Origin of the sequence: Agitococcus lubricus (genome assembly GCF_003051055.1) — a bacterium.
Classification (GTDB): Bacteria; Pseudomonadota; Gammaproteobacteria; order Pseudomonadales; family Moraxellaceae; genus Agitococcus; species Agitococcus lubricus.
In genome coordinates this window covers 58,101-77,826 of sequence record NZ_QAON01000003.1, presented here as the reverse complement: position 1 = coordinate 77,826, position 19,726 = coordinate 58,101, and the positions used below count along the sequence as shown (strand labels likewise).

Genomic DNA, 19,726 nt, shown 5'->3' with positions numbered 1-19,726 from the left:
TACATTGACATATTGAAGACAACGGAGTCTCTTCTATTCAGTAGAGAACACCATCCGTCCCACAAGAAACACATACGTGTGTTTAGCCCTATCGTTGGCAATACGTCAACAACTTTTGCGAATTCTTACTCTTTTTGCTTACTATACCGACACTGTCAACTTTAATTAGGCTTTTTTATTCCTAACGGTAGCAGTTAGCCGACACACAATAATCACTTTATCACGAAGTTACTAGCCTATTAAGCGACTAGTTTTTAGTTTTACTTCGCGAAAAAGACGACATTTGCACAAAAAATGCTAAGTCACGTCTCGTGACTTCAATACCTTTAGGTCAATTGCCGCCAGATACAGGCACCACCTGCTGCCTTATCAATAATATCTAAGCGTGCATCATGTGCAAGTAATTCCTCTGCATTCGCAGTAACAACTTTTAAACGTGGCCTGTCTGTGGCTAGACGTTGAATCATTTCTTGGCCTGCACCTTCACCTTCCACGTCGTCATGCAAACTTAAACCGACTTGTCCACCTGTCATGGCCAAATAAACATCTGCCAAAATTTCGGCATCGAGTAATGCGCCGTGATAATGGCGTTCACGATGGTCTACGGCATAACGCCGTGCCAAAGCGTCTAAGTTATTTTTTTGAGCAGGATGTTTTTGTCGTGCCAATACTAAAGTATCTAGGACTTGGCAAACATTGCGGATGGTCTCAAAACCTTCATTTAAGCGTTTATATTCATAATCTAAAAACCCAATATCGAATGGGGCATTATGAATAATCAATTCGCTACCACTGACAAACGCCATTAATTCTGCCGCAATTTCCTGAAAACGGGGCTTACCGACTAAAAACTCATTGGTAATGCCGTGTACTGCAATCGCCTCTTCTTCAATGTCTCGGTCTGGCTGCAAATAGTAGTGAAAACTCCGCCCCGTCAGACGCCGATTTTCTATTTCTAGACAACCAATTTCAATAATACGATGCCCATCACTCGGACTAATACCCGTTGTTTCGGTATCTAATACAATTTGTCGCATAGTTTTAGTAACCCAAATGACATTACCAGACGATTATGACAGCTTAATTTGCTTTTTGTGCTTGGTCGATGGCCTGATTGGCTAATTGGTCAGCAATCTCATTACCATAGTTCCCTGCATGACCTTTTACCCAACGCCACTCAATTTGATGACGTTGTGCTTGTAGGTCTAATTGTTGCCATAAATCTTGGTTTTTAACCGCTTGATTACTGGCTGTACGCCAATTTTTAGCCTTCCAACCTGCCAACCATTCGGTCATGCCTTTTTTTACATATTGGGAGTCCGTCCATAAAATCACATGGCAAGGCTGATTTAAGGTTTTTAGAGCTTCAATACTCGCCATTAATTCCATACGATTATTAGTTGTTTCGGCCTCATAACCCAAAATACGCTTTTCTTGGCCATTAAAACTTAACAAAGCCCCCCAGCCACCCATGCCAGGATTACCACGACACGCACCATCACTGTATATTTCTACTGTTTTCATCGTTTAACTATCTTAAATACTGAGTTTACTTGTCGACTGTCTTTTGCTGCCCCCGCGTTTCTGTAATCAAAGGGGGCTGTAATATTTGTATCAAAGGCTGTTTGACACGTAAGGGAGTGACACAGGCAATTTGTTTTTTTGCTAATAAAGCATAACTCGCCCCACCATGACTCCAATAACGACTGCCTAATAACTCCAACCACGTAAAACGCTGGCGTAAAGCAGGAGTGATAATTGGCGGCTTAAAATAAACCGTTTCTAAACCGATGACTTCAAAGTTTAATAAAGCCAACCAATCGGCTAAGCGTTGAGGACTCACATAACGCTGTAACCACGGGGTATTTGACCACGGCAAACGACAAAAGCGCCATAGCCCCCATAAACTCCACGGATTAAAGCCCAAAATGACTAAATGTCCTTCGGGAATCAAAACCCGTGTCGCCTCTCGTAATACGGCATGTGGACTTACCACAACATCTAAGACATGATGAACAACAACCAAGTCTAAACTACCACTGGCTAAGGGTAACTGCGTAGGCAAGGCATGTAATGGCGACAACCCCTCCACAGCCGTCAATTGCTTATCACAAACAATACGATGATGAATGCGACTGCTGTGTAATAAATTACAGGCAACAATTTGACCTAATTGTAGTGCATGATAGCCAAATAAATCTGGCAAAATATGCCCCAATAAGCGATTTTCTGCCACCAATAATTCTCGGCCTAGCTCCGTGTTAAACCAGTCAGTTAAGGCCGTTGACATATCGTGATGGGCATTTGGTTGCCATAAATGCGGTAGGCGCATGAATTTTCTCTAGGACATCAACATGATTAAGCTCGTGTGTCTGCCCATGTTGGCAGATAATTATTTATGGCTCATGATTCACCCTAATGGGCAAACTGTCGCCATCGATGTGGGTGATTACGCCCTATTAGCAGACTATTTACAAGCCCATCATTTACAGCTAACGACAGTACTTATCACGCATCGTCATCACGACCACACGCAGGGTATTCCATTTTTACAGCAATATCACCCAAACGTACCCATTTATGGTCATCCTTCTATTAAGGGGATTACTCATGCTTTATATGGCGGCGAAATCGTATCGCAATGGGCAGAAAAAATATTGGTGATGGATGTCAAAGGCCATACGGGATTTCATCTAGCTTATTATGTCTTGGGTTATGGTTGGTTATTTTGTGGTGACAGTTTATTTAGTGCAGGCTGTGGTCGTATTTTTCCTGATGGCAACGCATTGGATTTTTATCACGCGTTAGAAAAAATTAAATCCCTACCCGATAACACACGCATTTGTGCCAGCCACGAATATACCCTTAGCAATATTGATTTTGCCTTAGCGATTGAGCCTGATAATCTATATTTACAAGAACACCGAATATGGGCACAACAACAACGCAAGCAAGGTTTAGCCACGCTGCCAACGTCCTTAAGTGCCGAAAAAAAATATAATCCGTTTTTACGTTGTCAGTATTTAATTGACCGTATTCAACAGCTCACGCACCAAGAAATAAAGACACCTGCCCATGCTTTTGCCGCCTTACGTGCCTACAAAGACCGCTGGTCGCACTAAAAATAGCCATTTTGCCGCACTTCGTTACAGTTCTGTCGTATTTATGGTGTTTCTTGACTTGCCAGAGTTCTGCACGAATCCCTAGAATTTAAGGGCTATTTTCTTTTGTTTTATGATTTACACCTCGACACTGTATAAATTTTAAGCCTATTAGACGTCAACAATATTCCAAACTTAAGGCATATTTTATCGTCTATCTGACTGTATACAGCCACGACCTGTGTGAATCCTGTTTTTTTGGAGTATTTCCGCATGCAATATTGGCTTTACCTCTGCAAAATCGCCAAACAACTGGTGGTCTTTGCCCTCGTTAGCCTAGTATTGAGTGCCTGTACCACCCCCCATCAGCCACAAGCCATCAATACCCTTAAAAAAGCCACTCCCATCGTCGCCAATCAAGGCGCAGCCGCGTCTGCATCATCCTCCGATGATGAACGTGATTATTACGATACGACAGGGACTGTGGCGAGCCAAGAAGATATTGATGAGTTATTAGGGGTTACGGATATGGAGGCTGTTGTCCTCAGTCCAGAAGACCTCGCTAAGTTTGGTGATGTTTGGGAGCGTGTACGTGCAGGCTTTAAACTCAATAATGTCGATAACGAGCGTATTGCTGCTCAACGCATCTGGTTTACTAAACGGCAAGATTACATCAACCGTATGACCGCGCGTGCTAGTCACTATTTATACCATACCGTGACGGAAGCCGAAAAAGCAGGTGTCCCCACCGAACTGGCCTTGTTACCTGTCATAGAAAGCTCATATGACCCTTTTGCCACCTCACCCGCACAAGCGGCTGGTATGTGGCAATTTATTCCCGGTACAGGCAAGATTTTTGGTTTACGCCAAACGTGGTGGTATGACGGTCGTCGTGATGTCTTAGAATCAACACGCGCAGCTTATAAGTTTTTAACACAGTTATATAATAAATTTGGTTCTTGGGAGTTAGCCCTTGCCGCCTACAACTGGGGGCCTGGTAATGTACAACGTGCGATTGATAAAAATACAGCCGCAGGCTTACCCACCGATTACTGGTCATTGACCATGCCTGCCGAAACGATGGCTTATGTCCCACGTTTTTTAGCGGTTGCACAGATAGTCAAAAATCCAGCAGCATTTAATGTCTCACTCAAACCTATCGTCAATCAACCACACTTCCGTGAAACCTATGCCAAGAATCAAGTGGATTTAAGCGCGGCTGCTAAATTAGCAGGCATCACCACCAAAGAACTGTATCAGCTCAACCCTGGTTATATGCGTTGGGCAACCAATCCTGATGGTCCACACCGCTTATTAGTCCCTATCAATACCATTGAAACCTTTGAAGAACAATTAGCCAGCCTACCGCCCCCAGAGCGTTATGTCACGGTGCAAAAGCGCTATAAAGTCAAAAAAGGCGATACTCTGTACCGTATTGCAGCAAAATTTGATACTACACCTGCGGCACTAAAACGCTTAAATGGCGCCTTAGTAGGCAAAAAAGGCCGTGTGCCTGTAGGTAAAATGTTGGTCATCTCTAAGGTTCGCACCCTAGTTGGTGGTGAAACTGTCGATACTGACCAACTGGTCAATCCTGCGGCTGAACGCGTTGCCATGCTAGAAAAAGCAGAAAAGCAGGAAGCACAAAAAGAAAAAGAGAATGCGAAGGACGATAAAAAACTCGCCAACAAAAAAGATAAAAGCGATGACAACGACAGTAAGTCTTTTCATAAGGTACGTGCAGGTGATACCTTATATTCTATCGCTAAAAAATATGATGTTACCGTCAAAGAGTTAGCGGACTGGAATAACCTAAAAGTCAAAAACGGCTTAAAAACGGGTAAAAAATTGGTCATTTTCCAAAATGACCATGACGATACACGAGTTGCTAAAGCCGAGAAAAAGTCTAAAAAAGACAAAGATATCGCTGATGACAAAACGTCTCGTAAAGAAAAACGTTTAGCCAAAGAAAAGCGCAGCAAAAAAGAAAAAGACAGTGTGAAACGTATTAGCTACGAAGTGAAACGTGGTGATACATTGTATTCTATTAGCCAACGCTATAATGTGTCGGTCAGTCAGATTAAAACTTGGAATAAAGCCTCCAAGCATATTAAACCTGGCCAAGATTTGGTGTTGTATCTTGCCAAAGGATAATTGTCCTTCATAAGAATACACCGCCGCTTTTATGCGGCGGTTGTTTTTTGGGGGGTTAAATAACAATAGGTTATGACTTACGTCCGTCACATGCGTAAGCTATTTATGCAAACTTTAATGTAGGAATAGGTATGAAGCGTTTTAGTTTAGGGTTATTGATTGCCATACTTTCTAATTACAGTGTCGCTGCTGTTGAAATCACCAACGCGATTGCCTTACACGGTAAACCTTTATTAAGTCAGAATTTTTCTGCATTTCCTTATGCGAATCCGCAAGCGCCTAAAGGGGGAGACCTTCGCCTATCCTCACTCGGAGGATTTGATAGCACCAATCCTTTTATTGATAAAGGCAATGCCATTGATGGCACAGACTACTTATATGATTCACTCACCGTTGCCTCTCTCGATGAGCCCTTCTCACGCTATGGTCTATTAGCCGACAAAATAGAACGTGACACCGACGATGCCAGTTGGATTATTTATCATATTAACCCCGCAGCAAAATTTAGCGATGGTGTTGCCGTGACCGCTGAAGATGTTGCTTTCACCTTTAATTTGCTCAAAAAAGAAGGCTCGGCAGGCTTAAAAAACTATTATCGTGACATTGATAAAGTGGAAGCCTTAGACAAACAACGGGTTAAATTTAGCTTCAAAGTCAAAAACAACCGTGAATTAGGCCTGATTGTGGGCGAACAATCTATTTTACCTAAACATTTTTGGGCAAAACGTAATTTTAATAGTACCAATTTAGATATTCCCTTGGGCAGTGGCCCCTATATTTTAAGCAAAATTGATGCAGGCCGTAGTATTACGTATCAACGTAATCCTAATTACTGGGGTGCTAACCTCGCGGTCAACAAAGGTCGTTATAATTTTAATACCATTACCTATGTCTCTTATCGCGATACTACCGTTGCTTTAGAGGGCTTTAAGGCGGGTCAGTATGACTTTCGCCGTGAAAATAGTGCTAAAAACTGGGCAACGGCTTATGACTTTCCCGCACTCAAACAAGGCTTAGTGCAAAAATATACGGAAACGGACAATACGCCTCAAGGCATGCAAGGCTTCTTATTCAATATTCGCCGTCCTGTCTTTCAGGATATCCGCGTGCGTCAAGCCTTAGCGTATGCTTTTGATTTTGAATGGAGCAATCGCACGCTATTTTATAATGCCTATACACGCACTAATAGCTACTTTGCCAACTCAGAACTCGCGTCTACAGGACTGCCTTCAGCCGCTGAGTTAGCGTTATTAGAACCTTACCGTCAACAACTGCCAGCCTCTGTCTTTGCTAATGCCTATCAAGCCCCCAAAACAGATGGTTCAGGTAATTTACGTGCCAGCTTAATGACAGCTCAACAACTACTTGCCAGTGCAGGTTGGACTATTAAAAACGGTAAACTCACTAATAACAAAAATGAACGGTTTAGCTTTGAAATGTTACTGGTTCAGCCTGAGTTTGAACGTATTGTTCAGCCGTTTAAGCAAAACTTAGCACGCTTAGGTATTGATATGTCTATACGCGTCATTGATACGCCACAATATATCAACCGTATGCGCGATTTTGATTTTGATATGACGGTGGGTGGCTTTCCGCAATCCTTATCCCCTGGTAACGAGCAACGTGGCTTTTTTGGCTCTAAAGCGGCAGATACGGACAGTAGTCATAATCTGATTGGCGTAAAAAATCCTGTGGTTGATGCACTCATCGAAAAAATTATTGCTGCGTCTACACGCGAACAATTAGTCACTGCCAGCCGCGCCTTAGACCGCGTGTTATTAGCCCATCATTATGTGATTCCTCACTATCACATTAATAAATACCGTATCGCCTACTGGAACTACTTAGAACAACCCAAAATCAAAGCCAAATACAGCTTAGGCCTAGACTTTTGGTGGGCGAATAGTCAAAAACTCACGAAGGTTCGCGCTGCGCAAGGCGTGAAATAAGGTGTCGGGCGCAATGCAATCTTCGTTATTTGATGATGATACACGCCAGACACTCAGCATCGAAGCATGCGCCAAGACTCTGGCTGTTTCTGAGGCAACTGTGAGAAATTGGATTAAAACAGGCTACTTGACCCTCTCAAATAAGGGGCATGTTAGCCACGCCTCTGTCATGCAATTTAAGCGTGAGATATTGGGCAAAGAAAAACTCTACCAACGCGCCAATAAATCGCAAAAAGATAGCCATAATCACCTGCTGATTAGTGCTGACTTTTTAGCACGCGCTCAATCATCTGAGCCTGCGAACGAGGCCTTAGGTAAGGACTACGAAGACAGTCTATCGGACTCTTACAAGAATCAAGAAGGGATTTATTATACGCCTGAACATATCGTCAATGATTTATTCAATCTCTCTGATACCTCTGTAAAACATAAGACTTTTTGTGACCCTTGTTGTGGTTCGGGTAACTTTTTACTCAGGGCGTTAGACTTGGGCTTTAAGCCAGAAAATCTATTTGGTTTTGATATTGACCCTGTTGCAGTAGCCATTGCCAAAAAACGTATTTTTGACCACACTGGTTTTGTCAGCAATCAGATTATCTGTGCCGATTTTTTACACTTAGCGACCACTCAAGAAACGGGGCATTACGATTATATTTTTACCAACCCACCATGGGGCAAAAAAATCGCCAAAAGCGAAAAAGATAGGCTCAGTCGCCTACTTCAGGCAGGGAACAGTTTAGATACCTGTGCCTTGTTTTACTTTGCCTGCCTACATGCACTCAACACACACGGTGTACTCGGACTGCTATTGCCTGACGCCTTTTTTAATGTGTCGGCCTATGCCGATGCCAGAGCCTCTGCCCTAAGCTACCAAATTACGCGTTTATGCGATTATGCCAAAGCCTTCAAAGGGTTACAAACAAACGCCGTCGGCTTGGTATTGACCAAACAAGAAAACGATGCTGCACGGCAAATTGATTGTCTTTATGAGAATGTACATTTTCAGCGTACGAGTGACTCCTTGAGGCATAATCCTAAATATATCTTTAATCTCTCTTGTAATAACGACGAAGCAGCGCTCATTACACATTTGTATCGTATTCCTCACCTCACCTTAGAAGGTTATGCCCGTTGGGGCTTAGGCATTGTCACGGGCAATAATACCAAATACCTGCGTGATAAACCTGAGCAAGGCTATGTGAGTGTCTATAAAGGGTCAGATATCACACCCAGAGTACTTAAAACAGCGACGAATTTTTTAGGCACAGATTTTTCACAATATCAACAAGTTGCCCCTCTACATTTGTATCAGGCAGCAGAAAAACTCATTTACAAATTTATTTCTTCAAGGCTATGTTTTTTTTATGACACAGAAGCTCGTTTTATTATTAATAGTGCTAACTTACTGATTACTGATGATAAATTTCCTATTTCCATGTCACTGCTTGCTGATTTATTGAATAGCGAACTACTTAACTGGCTGTTTAAAAAACTATTTAATACCCATAAAGTGTTGCGAAGTGATTTAGAACGTCTGCCTATTCATGCCCAATTTTTAACAGATGGCCATTTTATAGAAGCGGATTACCTCAACGCACTGAATATTGAGAAAACAGAACATGGAACTTTTAGAATTAAAAAATAAAATAATTGCCTCGTTTAATGGCGCTGATGAGGCGTTAGCACAAGCCTATGCAGGCCAAATGCATATCACACAGGACAATACCCACGTACTTTCTCAATATGAGCTAACCGATGACCATCTAGAAGCAGCCATACGCCACGCTGCTAGTCGTCTTATCGTTTAAGGAGTCTCTACCGTGTTAGCTTATGTGCTACGCCGCCTACTACTGATTATTCCTACCTTGTTTGGAATTTTATTGATTAATTTTGTCATTACTCAAGCTGCGCCAGGTGGCCCTGTAGAACAAGCGATTGCCAAACTCCAAGGTTTAGACAATAGCAGCTCGCGCGTAACAGGGACTGAAAATGGGGACATGAGTAGCCCTAGTCAGCCAAATAATGGTGACAACTCCTCTGGCTATCGTGGTGCCCAAGGTCTAGACCCTGAACTGATTAAAGACTTAGAACGACAATATGGCTTTGACAAATCCGCCAGTGAGCGTTTTTGGTTGATGGTTCGTAACTATTTACAGTTTGATTTTGGCAACAGCTTTTTTCGTGATGCCTCTGTGATTGAACTGATTAAAGAAAAATTACCTGTGTCCATTTCACTGGGCTTATGGAGCACGTTGATTGTTTATTTTATTTCTATACCGCTTGGCATTAAAAAAGCTATTCGTCATGGCTCACGTTTTGATGTGGCCACCAGCAGCCTGATTATTGTTGGTTATGCGATTCCAGGTTTTTTATTTGCCATTTTATTAATTGTCTTATTTGCAGGCGGTAGCTATTGGCAATTGTTTCCGATGCAAGGCTTAGTTTCTGAAAACTTTGCACAACTGAGCACCGTGGATAAACTACTCGATTATGCGCATCACATGGTGTTACCGACGGTCTGTTTGACCATTGGCGGTTTTGCGACCTTGACCATGCTGACAAAAAATTCTTTTTTAGATGAAATACATAAACAATATGTGGTGACTGCTCGCGCCAAAGGGTTAACTGATAAACAAATCTTATATGGCCATGTTTTTAGAAATGCCATGTTGATTATTATTGCAGGGTTTCCTGCGGCATTATTGGGCGTATTTTTTACAGGCTCTTTTCTGATTGAAGTGATTTTTAACTTAGACGGTTTAGGTTTATTAAGTTTTGAATCGGTCATCAATCGTGATTATCCCGTTATTTTTGGCACATTATATATTTTTACCCTCGTAGGTTTGTTATTACGCATTATCAGTGATTTAACCTATATGTTTGTTGACCCCCGTATTGATTTTAATAGTCGAGGCTAAGGTGGCATTTTCTCCATTAAACCAACGACGCATTGCCAATTTTAAGGCGAATAAACGCGGTTATTATGCGTTATGGCTATTTTTAAGTTTGTTTATTATCAGTCTATTTGCTGAGTTTTGGGCGAATGACAAACCGATTGTCGTTTCATATCAACAGACACTGTACTACCCTGTTTTTAAGGACTACCCCGAAACCACGTTTGGCGGCACGCTCACCAGTAATGCCGATTACCGCGACCCCTATGTCGCTAGTCTTATCAACGAACAAGGTTGGATAGTCTGGCCTATCATTCGCTTTAGTTATAACACCATTAACTATAACCTAACCGTGCCTGCCCCTGCCCCTCCATCTAGCGATAATCTACTGGGTACAGACGACCAAGGTCGGGATGTGTTAGCGCGGATTATTTATGGTTTTAGGATTTCTATTTTATTTGCCTTTACTTTAACCGTGATTAGCTCCGTCGTAGGGGTTATTGTCGGTGCCATTCAAGGCTTTTATGGCGGTTGGGTCGACTTGATTGGCCAGCGTATTATTGAGATTTGGTCGGGCTTACCCATGTTATTTATGTTAATTATCATGGCCAGCTTGGTAGAACCCAATTTTTGGTGGCTACTGGGTTTGATGTTGTTATTTAGCTGGACAGAATTAACAGGCTTAGTACGTGCCGAATTTTTACGCGGTCGTAATTTAGAATATGTGCGTGCAGCCAGAGCGTTGGGTTTAAGCGATAGCAAAATCATGTTTAGACATATTCTACCCAATGCGATGGTGTCTACCCTGTCTTTTTTACCCTTTATTTTTACAGGTGCGATTGGTTTATTAACCTCGCTCGACTTTTTGGGTTTTGGTTTACCTGTTGGCTCACCGTCTCTAGGTGAATTAGTCGCCCAAGGCAAAAATAATTTAAGCGCACCGTGGCTAGGTTTATCTGCTTTTTTTACCTTAGCCATTTTATTAACCCTGTTAGTTTTTATTGGTGAGGCGGTACGTGATGCCTTTGACCCCCGCAAACAATAACGCCGCACCGCTATTGCGCGTTGATAAGCTTCATATTCGTTTTCAACAAACAGGTATGGCTGCTACCGAACCCGTGCAAGGAGTTAGCTTTGAAATAGCAACGGGTGAAATGCTGGCGATTGTTGGCGAAAGTGGTTCAGGCAAATCTCTAACCGCTCAAGCGATTATGCGTTTGCTACCTAGCCATGCTCACTACGAAGGGCAAATTTTGTTTCAGGGTGAAAACTTACTCCAAGCACCCGAAAGTCGTTTGCAAGCCTTACGTGGTGACCGTATTGCCATGATTTTTCAAGAGCCGATGACATCGTTAAACCCACTGCATACCATCGAAAAACAAATTAGCGAAATGCTCTTGACGCATCAGACACTGAGCAAAGATGTCGCCAAAACCCGTACACTGGAACTACTGCATGAAGTGGGTATTCCTGAACCCGAAAAACGCTTAAACAGCTATCCGCATCAATTATCAGGCGGACAACGGCAGCGGGTGATGATTGCAATGGCACTCGCCAATAATCCTGCTTTATTGATTGCCGACGAACCCACTACCGCCCTTGATGTCACGCTACAAGAACAGATTTTGCAACTAATTCAACAACTCAGACATAAATTTGGCCTAGCCGTTTTGCTCATCTCGCATGATTTGAGTTTAGTACGTCGTTTTGCTGATAGAGTCGCGGTGATGCAACATGGGCTCATCGTAGAAACTAATCATACTGAGCCATTATTTGAACAGCCTCAACATGCTTATACTCAAATGCTACTAGCGGCTGAACCCGATGGTCAACCACAACCTGTACCTGAACAGGCCTCAACCTTATTAGACGTCAATCAATTAAAGGTTTGGTTTCCAATTAAACAAGGCTTTTGGCAACGGACGGTGGGCTATATTAAAGGTGTCGATGGTATCAGTTTACAGCTCAAAGCAGGTGAAACCTTAGGAGTTGTCGGTGAAAGTGGCTCTGGCAAATCGACTCTTGCCTTTGCCATTAGTCGGCTTAATCAAATTACCGATGGCACTCTTATCTTTCAAAATCAAGAAATCACTGGGCTAACACAACGGCAATTACGACCGTTACGCAAAGATTTGCAAATCGTTTTTCAAGACCCTTACGGCAGCCTTAGTCCACGCCTCAGTATTCAACAAATTATCAGCGAAGGCTTAGAGTTATTAGGTTTAGATAAAGACATCCAAGAACAACGGGTTATCCAAGCCTTAACGGCTGTCGAATTAGACCCAGCCGCAAGACATCGTTATCCCCATGAGTTTTCGGGTGGCCAACGGCAACGTATTGCGATTGCGCGGGCATTGGTATTAGAGCCTAAACTCTTAATTTTGGATGAGCCTACCTCTGCACTCGACCGTACCGTGCAAAAACAGATTGTATTACTACTACGTCGTTTACAGCAAGAATATGGCTTTGCCTGTTTATTTATTAGCCATGACTTAAAGGTCATTCGCGCAGTCAGCCATCGGGTATTAGTGATGCGTCATGGTGTGATGGTCGAAACCAATCATACCCACGCACTGTTTAGCGCACCGCAGCAAGCCTATACCAAACAGCTTCTCGCTGCCGCTTTTGCCAGTACTCCCGTGTTGTAGAGACAAAGAATATGCGTGCATTTGTATTATGCTGCGTGAGTGCCGTCTTTGCCTTGCCTAATCTGAGTTATGGCAAAGACTGTGTGGTGTTGCTACATGGTTTAGGTCGCAGTGCATGGTCGATGCAACAAATTGACACCCAACTACAAAAAGTAGGTTACTGGGTCGTTAATCAAAGTTATCGTTCCCGAGAAACAGAGATTGAGCGTTTAGCCTTGGTGGTGGGTCAGGGACTCAATGAATGTGCAAAGTACAAGCCACAGGCAATTCACTTTGTCACCCACTCACTGGGAGGCATTTTAGTGAGGGTTTACTTCCAACAACAACACCCAACGCAAGTTAAACGTATCGTCATGTTGGGTGCACCCAATCATGGCAGCGAAATTGTCGATAAGTATAAAGACCGCTGGTGGTTTAAGTGGTTGACTGGCTCCGCAGGTCAACAGCTTGGGACTGAGGCCAATAGCTTACCCAATCGACTGCATGCCATTCCTTATGAAATAGGCATTATTGCGGGGACTTCGTCCTCCGACCCGTGGTTTACACACCTGTTTACAGGTGCAAATGATGGTAAGGTTTCTGTAGCCAGTACGAAACTCGATGAAATGAAAGACTTTATTGAGGTAGAGAGTGGTCACACTTTTATGGCAAACTCGCGTCACGTCATTCGTCAGATTCAAGCCTTTTTGGCGACAGGCGCTTTTAATAAAACAACGTCCGTCAGTATGAACGCAAAAACAGGAGCTTAATTATGGGTTTTATGCAAGGTAAACGTGTATTGATTGTCGGTGTCGCCAGTAAATTATCTATTGCTTATGGTATTGCTGCTGCCATGCATCGTGAAGGCGCGCAGCTCGCTTTTACCTATCAAAATGAGAAACTCAAAAGCCGTGTGGAAGAATTTGCCGCTCACTTTGGGTCTAATTTAGTTTTTCCCTGTGATGTCAGCGATGATACGCAAATTGACAGTTTATTTGCCGCACTCGGTCAAATATGGACTGGTTTGGATACCTTAGTGCATTCAGTGGCTTATGCCCCTGCTGACCAACTGGAAGGGGATTTTAGTGATGTCACCACCCGCGAAGGTTTCAGAATTGCACATGACATTAGCAGTTATAGTTTAACCGCGTTGGTCAAGGCTGCTAAACCGTTACTTGTTAATGCCAAAGGTAATGTGGTGACACTCACCTACCAAGGGTCTGAGCGTGTGTTACCTAATTATAATGTCATGGGTTTGGCAAAAGCCTCGTTAGAAGCCAATGTCCGTTATTTAGCGTCTAGCCTTGGCCCACTGGGAGTTCGCGTAAACGGTATTTCGGCAGGGCCTATTCGTACCTTAGCCGCCAGTGGCATTAAAAACTTTAGAAAAATGTTGGCTTATAACGAAGCCGCGACACCGTTACGACGTAATGTCACGATTGAAGAAGTTGGGAATGCAGCAGCGTTTTTATGCTCCGACTTAGCATCTGGCATTAGTGGTGAAATTTTATATGTCGATGGTGGATTTAATACGACTGCCATGCCTGCAGGCGAAATCTAAGGTTTGCTGTTGCTTTGATTTAGCTTGCTTCGCTGTGAGGTGAGCTAAATACGTAGCGTCGATGACGACTGCGCATATCATTATCGAGTACCAAGCATCCACACGTTCTACGCACTTAGGTGTAATAATTGCCGACGCTGTTCAAATAAGCACACTGCTACCGCCGCCCCCACATTTAACGACTCAATGCCGTCAGCCATTGGAATAATGACACGCTGATGTGCCAAACACAGCAAAGAGGCCGATAAGCCCTGTCCCTCATTACCAAACAACCATGCCGTAGGCTGGGTTAAATCTAAGTCATATAGACTCTGCGCCAGCTCTAAGCCTGTTGCTAACACTTGGCCATTGTAGGCTTGTATCACCTGCGATAAATCGCTTTTTTCTTGAATACGCATGACAAAGTGTGCCCCCATACCCGCCCGCAAGACACGAGGCGACCACACACTGGCACAGCCTGTACTTAACACCAAGTCGTTAATACCTGCCGCAACCGCAGTCCGCATAATCGTGCCCAAATTACCTGCATCTTGTACACTTTCTAATAAGATACAAGAGCGAGTTGGCACGCTCATCTCTGTTGGTGTGGGCATATTGATAACCGCCAATACCCCCGCAGGACTGTCTGTTGGGCTAATGTAATCAAAGACACTATCCGTCAACAGCAAACAGGGATACTCTGCCTCTACTCTAGCTATCAAGTCTTGGATTTCGGGATGTTGTAAGCCTTGTTCGCTAACACAAACTAACTCAAGGGCAATGCCGTGTTGTAAGGCACCTTGCAGTAAATGTATGCCATCCAACACGGTTTGCTGTTGTTTACGTCGTTCAGAAGCCGAGTGCGCCAATTGATGCAGTTGCTTAATCGTCGGATTTTGTCGAGAGCTAATTGTTTTCATCACATTGTCTTTAAGGTATTTACTTGTGCGCAAACGCGCTCAAGAACAACAAAGCAGGCCGAAGCCTGCTTTATTAAGGGCGGTTGTCTCTAGGACAACACACAACGCACATTATTGCTCTGCAGCTTTAGGCGCTGTTTCTTTAATTTTAGCTTGCGCACGTAAGTGAACAATAAAATCTTTGAGATTTTGCTGGCCTACGGTATTCGCTAAACTTGCCATCGCTTGCTTCTTTTGCTCATCGGTAAAGGTCGCTGCTGTCCCCGCCTCGACACGGCTCACCGCCACGACCACAAAGTCTTTACCTGACGGTGCAGTTTGTGCCGTCATCGTATTCGCTTTGGGCATGGGTAGACGGAAAGCCGTTTTGAGTAGTTCTGGCGCAGGAGAAGGTGCGCGCCGCTCGGTCGCTAAAAACTCTTGCCATTGCAAATTATACTGTGACGCAATCTCAGTCGCAGTTTTACCACTATTGACCGCCTTAGCAATCGTCTCTGCTTGAGCCTTAGCTAACAAACTGGCTTTATCTAACTCTGTTGCTAAACGGGCATCGACTTTGACTTCCTCTAAGGGCTTCACACGCGCAGGTAAGTGTTTATTGACGCGCAACCAAACACTGTGTTTGTTATCTAAAGCAATCGCTTGAGAATTTTTACCTTCTTTTAAGACTTCTTCACTAAATGCTGCCTGTACCACTTTACGGCTAGCCATAATCCCTGTCGCTGCGCCTTTATTAGTAAATAAGGGAGATGTTTGAATCGCGATACCATATTGTTTAGCCCCCTCTTGCAAATCAGCGGACTCATAAGCTAAGGCATCCATTTTCTCAACGGCTTCTATATACAACTCTTCAGCTTTGATGCCACGAATCTCTAACTCTAACGCAGGCTTTAACTCAGCCAGACTAGGGACTGGGGGTGTTTGGACGGCCAATAACTTAATCAGGTGATACCCGTATTGTGTTTTGACAGGGGCTGACACTTCTCCGACTTTGAGCGCATATAAGGCTTTATCAAACTCAGGGACAAACATGCCGCGAGTTGCCATGCCTAAATCGCCATTATTGGTCGCTGAACCTTCATCTTGAGACAAGGTTTTGGCCAAAGCACCAAAATCTTCGCCTGCTTTGACACGTTTTTCAATCTCTTGAATCTTAGCAAGCGCATCAGCTTCTTTTACTTTATCACCGATTTTAATCAAGATGTGCGAGGCTTGACGCTGTTCATTTTTTTCAGCATCTTTTAATTTTTCAGCGTAACGGGCGTCTAAATCTTCATTTGAGACAATCACTTTATTGATGAATTGCTCAATACCCAACTCCATATAGTCAACGGCAACTTGCTCTTCTACGGTGTATTTTGCGGCATTATCTTGATAATACTTTTGTACTTCCGCATCGGTTGCTTTTACTTGTGTCAAATATGCCGCCGCAGAGACAGTAGCTATATGAATATCTCGTTTTTGTCCCATCACCGCTAACAAATTATTCATTTGCTTATCGGTGACAAAGGCAGACTGACCTAGTCCTGTCGTCAACTGACTGACCGCAATTTCTTTTTTAGCTTTGGCGGGGAAGGTTGCAGGGTCTTCACCCATATTACGCAACACTTGTTCGTAACGGGCTTGAGAAAAGACACCGTTTTCTTGAAATGAGGGGGCTTCATGCAGTAGTTTAGCAATTTTGGCATCATCAACCAACAATCCCGCATTCACCGCATATTGATTTAGCACTTCACGGTCGACTAAATCCTTCAACACTTGCTGGCGTAATACCGTGGTATTGATTAAAGACGGGTCTGGGTTTTCCCCTAAACTGGCTAAGATTCGTTGTTTTTGTTGGTCAACGCTCCGATCAAGCTCCAATTGACCAATTTCTTGGTCGTTGACTGTGGCAACTGGTGCGGCTTGACCACCGACAAAATAAGATTCTATTCCGACTAAAGCGAAAGGAACAAGTAACAACACAAGCAAGGCTTTGCCGAGCCAACCACGTATCAAATCACGAAAGGCCTGCATGAATATCCACCACGCATGAAAAAACGAAAATAAAACGCGCCCAACGGGGCGCGCTTAAACTAACAACACAGTGCTCATTTAAGCAACTGCGTCTTTTAAGCCTTTACCTGCCTTAAAGTCAGGTACTTTGCTGGCGGCAATATCTAACGACTCGCCAGTCTTAGGATTACGGCCTTTACGAGCGGCACGTTCTTTAACACTGAAAGTACCAAAGCCAACTAAGGTCACTGCATCACCCGCTTTTAATGCTGCCGTAATTGCAGCAATCGTTGCGTCTAAAGCACGGCCTGCATCCGCTTTTGTAATTTCAGCAGAGCCAGCAATCGCATCAATCAATTCGGACTTATTCATTTTTTCCCCTTGTTATTGGTCTGATCTTCAAAATCAGGAATCATACAGACTACCACTTAACGCCGAATCTAGACGTTGTTTGGTATACTTCTGTGCGGTTAAAGACAAACTATAGGCCTAATGCCTGAAAACGACATACGCAGCTAACTTAGGCGCAGCGCAATGAACGCAATTTATAACAACGCTAATACACTAGGGTCAAGCTAAAGACGGTTGATGTATTGTATTTCATCGCTAAAAGCTGTTTTTTTGTGTTTGACTTAACAATCATTTGTCGTTATTGCTAGCATAACACACCATTGACTCTAGGATGCATAAGATGCGGTTGAAAAAATTTGAAGATTGGTTATTACCTGCCGACTTAAAACAAAATATAGATAATGCACCCAAAGCCCTAGGCAGCTTAGATTATGACCGTTGGGGCTACCATAAAGAAACAGCCTACAAAGCCGCCGCGCTGATGCGTTATTTTTATGAGCGTTATTTTCAGGTACAGGCCTTTGGCCGCGAACATATTCCTGCACAAGGTCGGGTGATGGTTGTCGGTAATCATTCAGGTTATTTACCGTTAGATGGCATGCTGGTTGGCTACAGCTTACTCACCAACCCTTATGCGCCACGTGTGCCACGTGCGATGATTGAGCGTTTATTTACCGATATGCCTTATATGGGCAATTTGCTAAATAAAATTGGTGCAGTGACAGGTGAAGTACAAAACTGTTATGACATGCTCAAAAAAGAAGAAGCGATTATTATTTTTCCCGAAGGCATGCGTGGTACTAGCAAAGGCTTTGCCCGTCGGTACCAACTCCAGCGTTTTGGTAATGGCTTTATGCACATTGCTATTGAGACCAATACACCGATTATTCCTGTCGGTATTGTGGGTTGTGAAGAAGCCCTCCCTATGTTTGGTAATGCCGAAGGCTTAGCGAAAAAATTTAATTTACCTTATTTTCCGATTACTGTCCCTTTTCCCATTCCGACACGCGTGACCTTAGTGTATGGCGAACCCATGTATTTTGACGGGCCTATTCATTGTGAAGAGGACTTAGAAGCTAAAGTGAATGTCGTCAAGGCTAAAATTCGCCAATTGATTCAACAAGCACAAGACAAAAACAGTGACCGTCGTTGAGTGTATTATCCACACTTAAGATATCTTGATTTTATGTTAATACGTACATGCCTGAGACAAGGAACTAGAACATGAGCGAAAAATTACCGTGCATATTAATTACAGGTGCGGCAGGCGCACTGGCACAACAAGTCATTAACCGTTTACATGGCAAATACCGCTTAGTCGTGTGCGATAGTCGACGGGAAGTCAGTATGCCCGAAGATATTCCAAGCTATCACGTCGATTTTAATAAGCGTCGTTTTGAGGATTTATTTAAGGAATATAATTTTGACGGGATTATTCACTTAGGTCGGATTGGTACCAACGAATATAGCCGCGAAGGCCGTTATGCCGCTAATGTGATTGGCAGTCAACGGTTATTAGATTTAGCACGTAAATATGGCGTCAAACAAACCCTGATTTTATCGACTTACTTTGTTTATGGTGCGCACCCCCTCAATCCCGCCTATTTGAGTGAAAGCTCGCCCTTAAAAGCGGCAGGGATTACCATGGATTTAGTAGACTCGGTAGAACTTGAAAATTTAGCAACGATTTATTTATGGAAATATCCAGACTTACATATCACGATTTTACGCCCTTGTAATATCGTGGGGCCTGGTGTTAACAACACCCTCAGTCAGGCATTAATGCAGCCACGCGTCCCCGTCTTAATGGGTTTTTCGCCAATGATGCAGTTTATTCATTTGGAGGACATGGCCGATGCGATTGTAACCGCCTTTGACCAAAATCAGCCTGGTATTTATAACGTCGCGCCCGACGATTGCGTCCCTTATCAAAGTGCGATTGAGTTATGTGGATGCAAAAAACTGCCTGTACCGTCTGTACCAGAAAATATGCCTAAACTGTTGTCGAGTGTGTTCAAACGGGAGTTATTCCCCCCGCACCTTATCGACTATTTTAAGTATGCCGCAACCATTGACGGTTCTTTATTTGCACAAACCTTTGGTTTTAAGCCACGTTATGGCTTAAAAGAAATTTTTGCCCATTACCGTAACTTAAAGAGTTAAACAGCCTCGCCCGTGTACACGGGCGTCACTGT

16 protein-coding genes and 1 pseudogene are annotated in these 19,726 nt (G+C 43.4%); 12 read left to right on the top strand and 5 right to left on the bottom strand.

What is annotated here, in order from left to right; all coding sequences use genetic code 11:
• Positions 1 to 326 precede the first annotated feature (326 nt).
• Positions 327 to 1,524 (bottom strand): annotated as a pseudogene (dnaQ, locus tag C8N29_RS17470) (DNA polymerase III subunit epsilon).
• A 25-nt stretch (positions 1,525 to 1,549) separates the two neighbouring features.
• Complete coding sequence (locus C8N29_RS04160) at positions 1,550 to 2,332, bottom strand: methyltransferase domain-containing protein (protein WP_107864784.1); 783 nt, start codon at positions 2,330 to 2,332, stop codon at positions 1,550 to 1,552.
• A 22-nt stretch (positions 2,333 to 2,354) separates the two neighbouring features.
• Here C8N29_RS04160 and gloB point away from each other — a divergent pair, with 22 nt between their 5' ends.
• The 10 genes from gloB to C8N29_RS04110 all read left to right on the top strand — a co-directional run bounded on the left by gloB (position 2,355) and on the right by C8N29_RS04110 (position 14,286).
• Positions 2,355 to 3,122: a hydroxyacylglutathione hydrolase gene (gloB, locus tag C8N29_RS04155; protein ID WP_107864783.1), complete on the top strand. Its 768-nt coding sequence runs from the start codon at positions 2,355 to 2,357 to the stop codon at positions 3,120 to 3,122.
• Positions 3,123 to 3,374: 252 nt separating this feature from the next.
• On the top strand, positions 3,375 to 5,255 hold the full coding sequence (locus C8N29_RS17465) for a LysM peptidoglycan-binding domain-containing protein (protein ID WP_107864782.1): 1,881 nt from the start codon (positions 3,375 to 3,377) through the stop codon (positions 5,253 to 5,255).
• A gap of 131 nt (positions 5,256 to 5,386) precedes the next feature.
• Complete coding sequence (locus C8N29_RS04145) at positions 5,387 to 7,204, top strand: extracellular solute-binding protein (RefSeq protein ID WP_107864781.1); 1,818 nt, start codon at positions 5,387 to 5,389, stop codon at positions 7,202 to 7,204.
• A 13-nt stretch (positions 7,205 to 7,217) separates the two neighbouring features.
• Positions 7,218 to 8,849, top strand: coding sequence for an N-6 DNA methylase family protein (locus C8N29_RS04140; protein ID WP_146164419.1), 1,632 nt, complete (start codon positions 7,218 to 7,220; stop codon positions 8,847 to 8,849).
• On the top strand, positions 8,824 to 9,012 hold the full coding sequence (locus tag C8N29_RS04135; protein ID WP_107864779.1) for a hypothetical protein: 189 nt from the start codon (positions 8,824 to 8,826) through the stop codon (positions 9,010 to 9,012). The genes C8N29_RS04140 and C8N29_RS04135 overlap by 26 nt, the downstream gene beginning before the upstream one ends.
• Positions 9,013 to 9,024: 12 nt before the next feature.
• The gene (locus C8N29_RS04130; protein ID WP_107864778.1) at positions 9,025 to 10,122 is read left to right on the top strand and encodes a microcin C ABC transporter permease YejB; all 1,098 of its coding nucleotides are present in this window, start codon (positions 9,025 to 9,027) and stop codon (positions 10,120 to 10,122) included.
• A gap of 1 nt (position 10,123) precedes the next feature.
• A complete protein-coding gene (locus tag C8N29_RS04125; RefSeq protein ID WP_107864777.1) occupies positions 10,124 to 11,143 on the top strand; it encodes an ABC transporter permease in 1,020 nt (339 codons plus the stop codon).
• Positions 11,118 to 12,746, top strand: a complete 1,629-nt coding sequence (locus tag C8N29_RS04120) for an ABC transporter ATP-binding protein (RefSeq protein WP_107864776.1) — start codon at positions 11,118 to 11,120, stop codon at positions 12,744 to 12,746. Before C8N29_RS04125 ends, C8N29_RS04120 begins: the two co-directional genes overlap by 26 nt.
• An 11-nt stretch (positions 12,747 to 12,757) precedes the next feature.
• Positions 12,758 to 13,495 (top strand): alpha/beta fold hydrolase, encoded by a 738-nt coding sequence (locus C8N29_RS04115; protein WP_107864775.1) that lies wholly within the window; start codon positions 12,758 to 12,760, stop codon positions 13,493 to 13,495.
• Positions 13,496 to 13,497: 2 nt separating this feature from the next.
• Positions 13,498 to 14,286, top strand: coding sequence for an enoyl-ACP reductase FabI (locus tag C8N29_RS04110; protein ID WP_107864774.1), 789 nt, complete (start codon positions 13,498 to 13,500; stop codon positions 14,284 to 14,286).
• Positions 14,287 to 14,393: 107 nt separating this feature from the next.
• On the opposite strand, the gene C8N29_RS04105 is transcribed toward C8N29_RS04110, so the two are convergent.
• From C8N29_RS04105 to C8N29_RS04095, 3 genes are all read right to left on the bottom strand, one after another.
• Complete coding sequence (locus C8N29_RS04105) at positions 14,394 to 15,185, bottom strand: TrmH family RNA methyltransferase (RefSeq protein WP_107864773.1); 792 nt, start codon at positions 15,183 to 15,185, stop codon at positions 14,394 to 14,396.
• Between the two features lie 111 nt (positions 15,186 to 15,296).
• Positions 15,297 to 17,201 carry a SurA N-terminal domain-containing protein gene (locus C8N29_RS04100; RefSeq protein WP_107864772.1) on the bottom strand — a complete coding sequence of 635 codons (1,905 nt, stop codon included), beginning with the start codon at positions 17,199 to 17,201 and terminating at the stop codon, positions 15,297 to 15,299.
• A gap of 78 nt (positions 17,202 to 17,279) precedes the next feature.
• Entirely contained in the window at positions 17,280 to 17,552 is a 273-nt protein-coding gene (locus tag C8N29_RS04095; RefSeq protein ID WP_107864771.1) for an HU family DNA-binding protein, read from the bottom strand.
• A gap of 319 nt (positions 17,553 to 17,871) precedes the next feature.
• Here C8N29_RS04095 and C8N29_RS04090 point away from each other — a divergent pair, with 319 nt between their 5' ends.
• Together C8N29_RS04090 and C8N29_RS04085 are read left to right on the top strand one after the other, a co-directional pair.
• A complete protein-coding gene (locus C8N29_RS04090; protein ID WP_170106883.1) occupies positions 17,872 to 18,684 on the top strand; it encodes a lysophospholipid acyltransferase family protein in 813 nt (270 codons plus the stop codon).
• A 71-nt stretch (positions 18,685 to 18,755) separates the two neighbouring features.
• Positions 18,756 to 19,694 (top strand): SDR family oxidoreductase, encoded by a 939-nt coding sequence (locus C8N29_RS04085; RefSeq protein ID WP_107864769.1) that lies wholly within the window; start codon positions 18,756 to 18,758, stop codon positions 19,692 to 19,694.
• Positions 19,695 to 19,726: the final 32 nt, after the last annotated feature.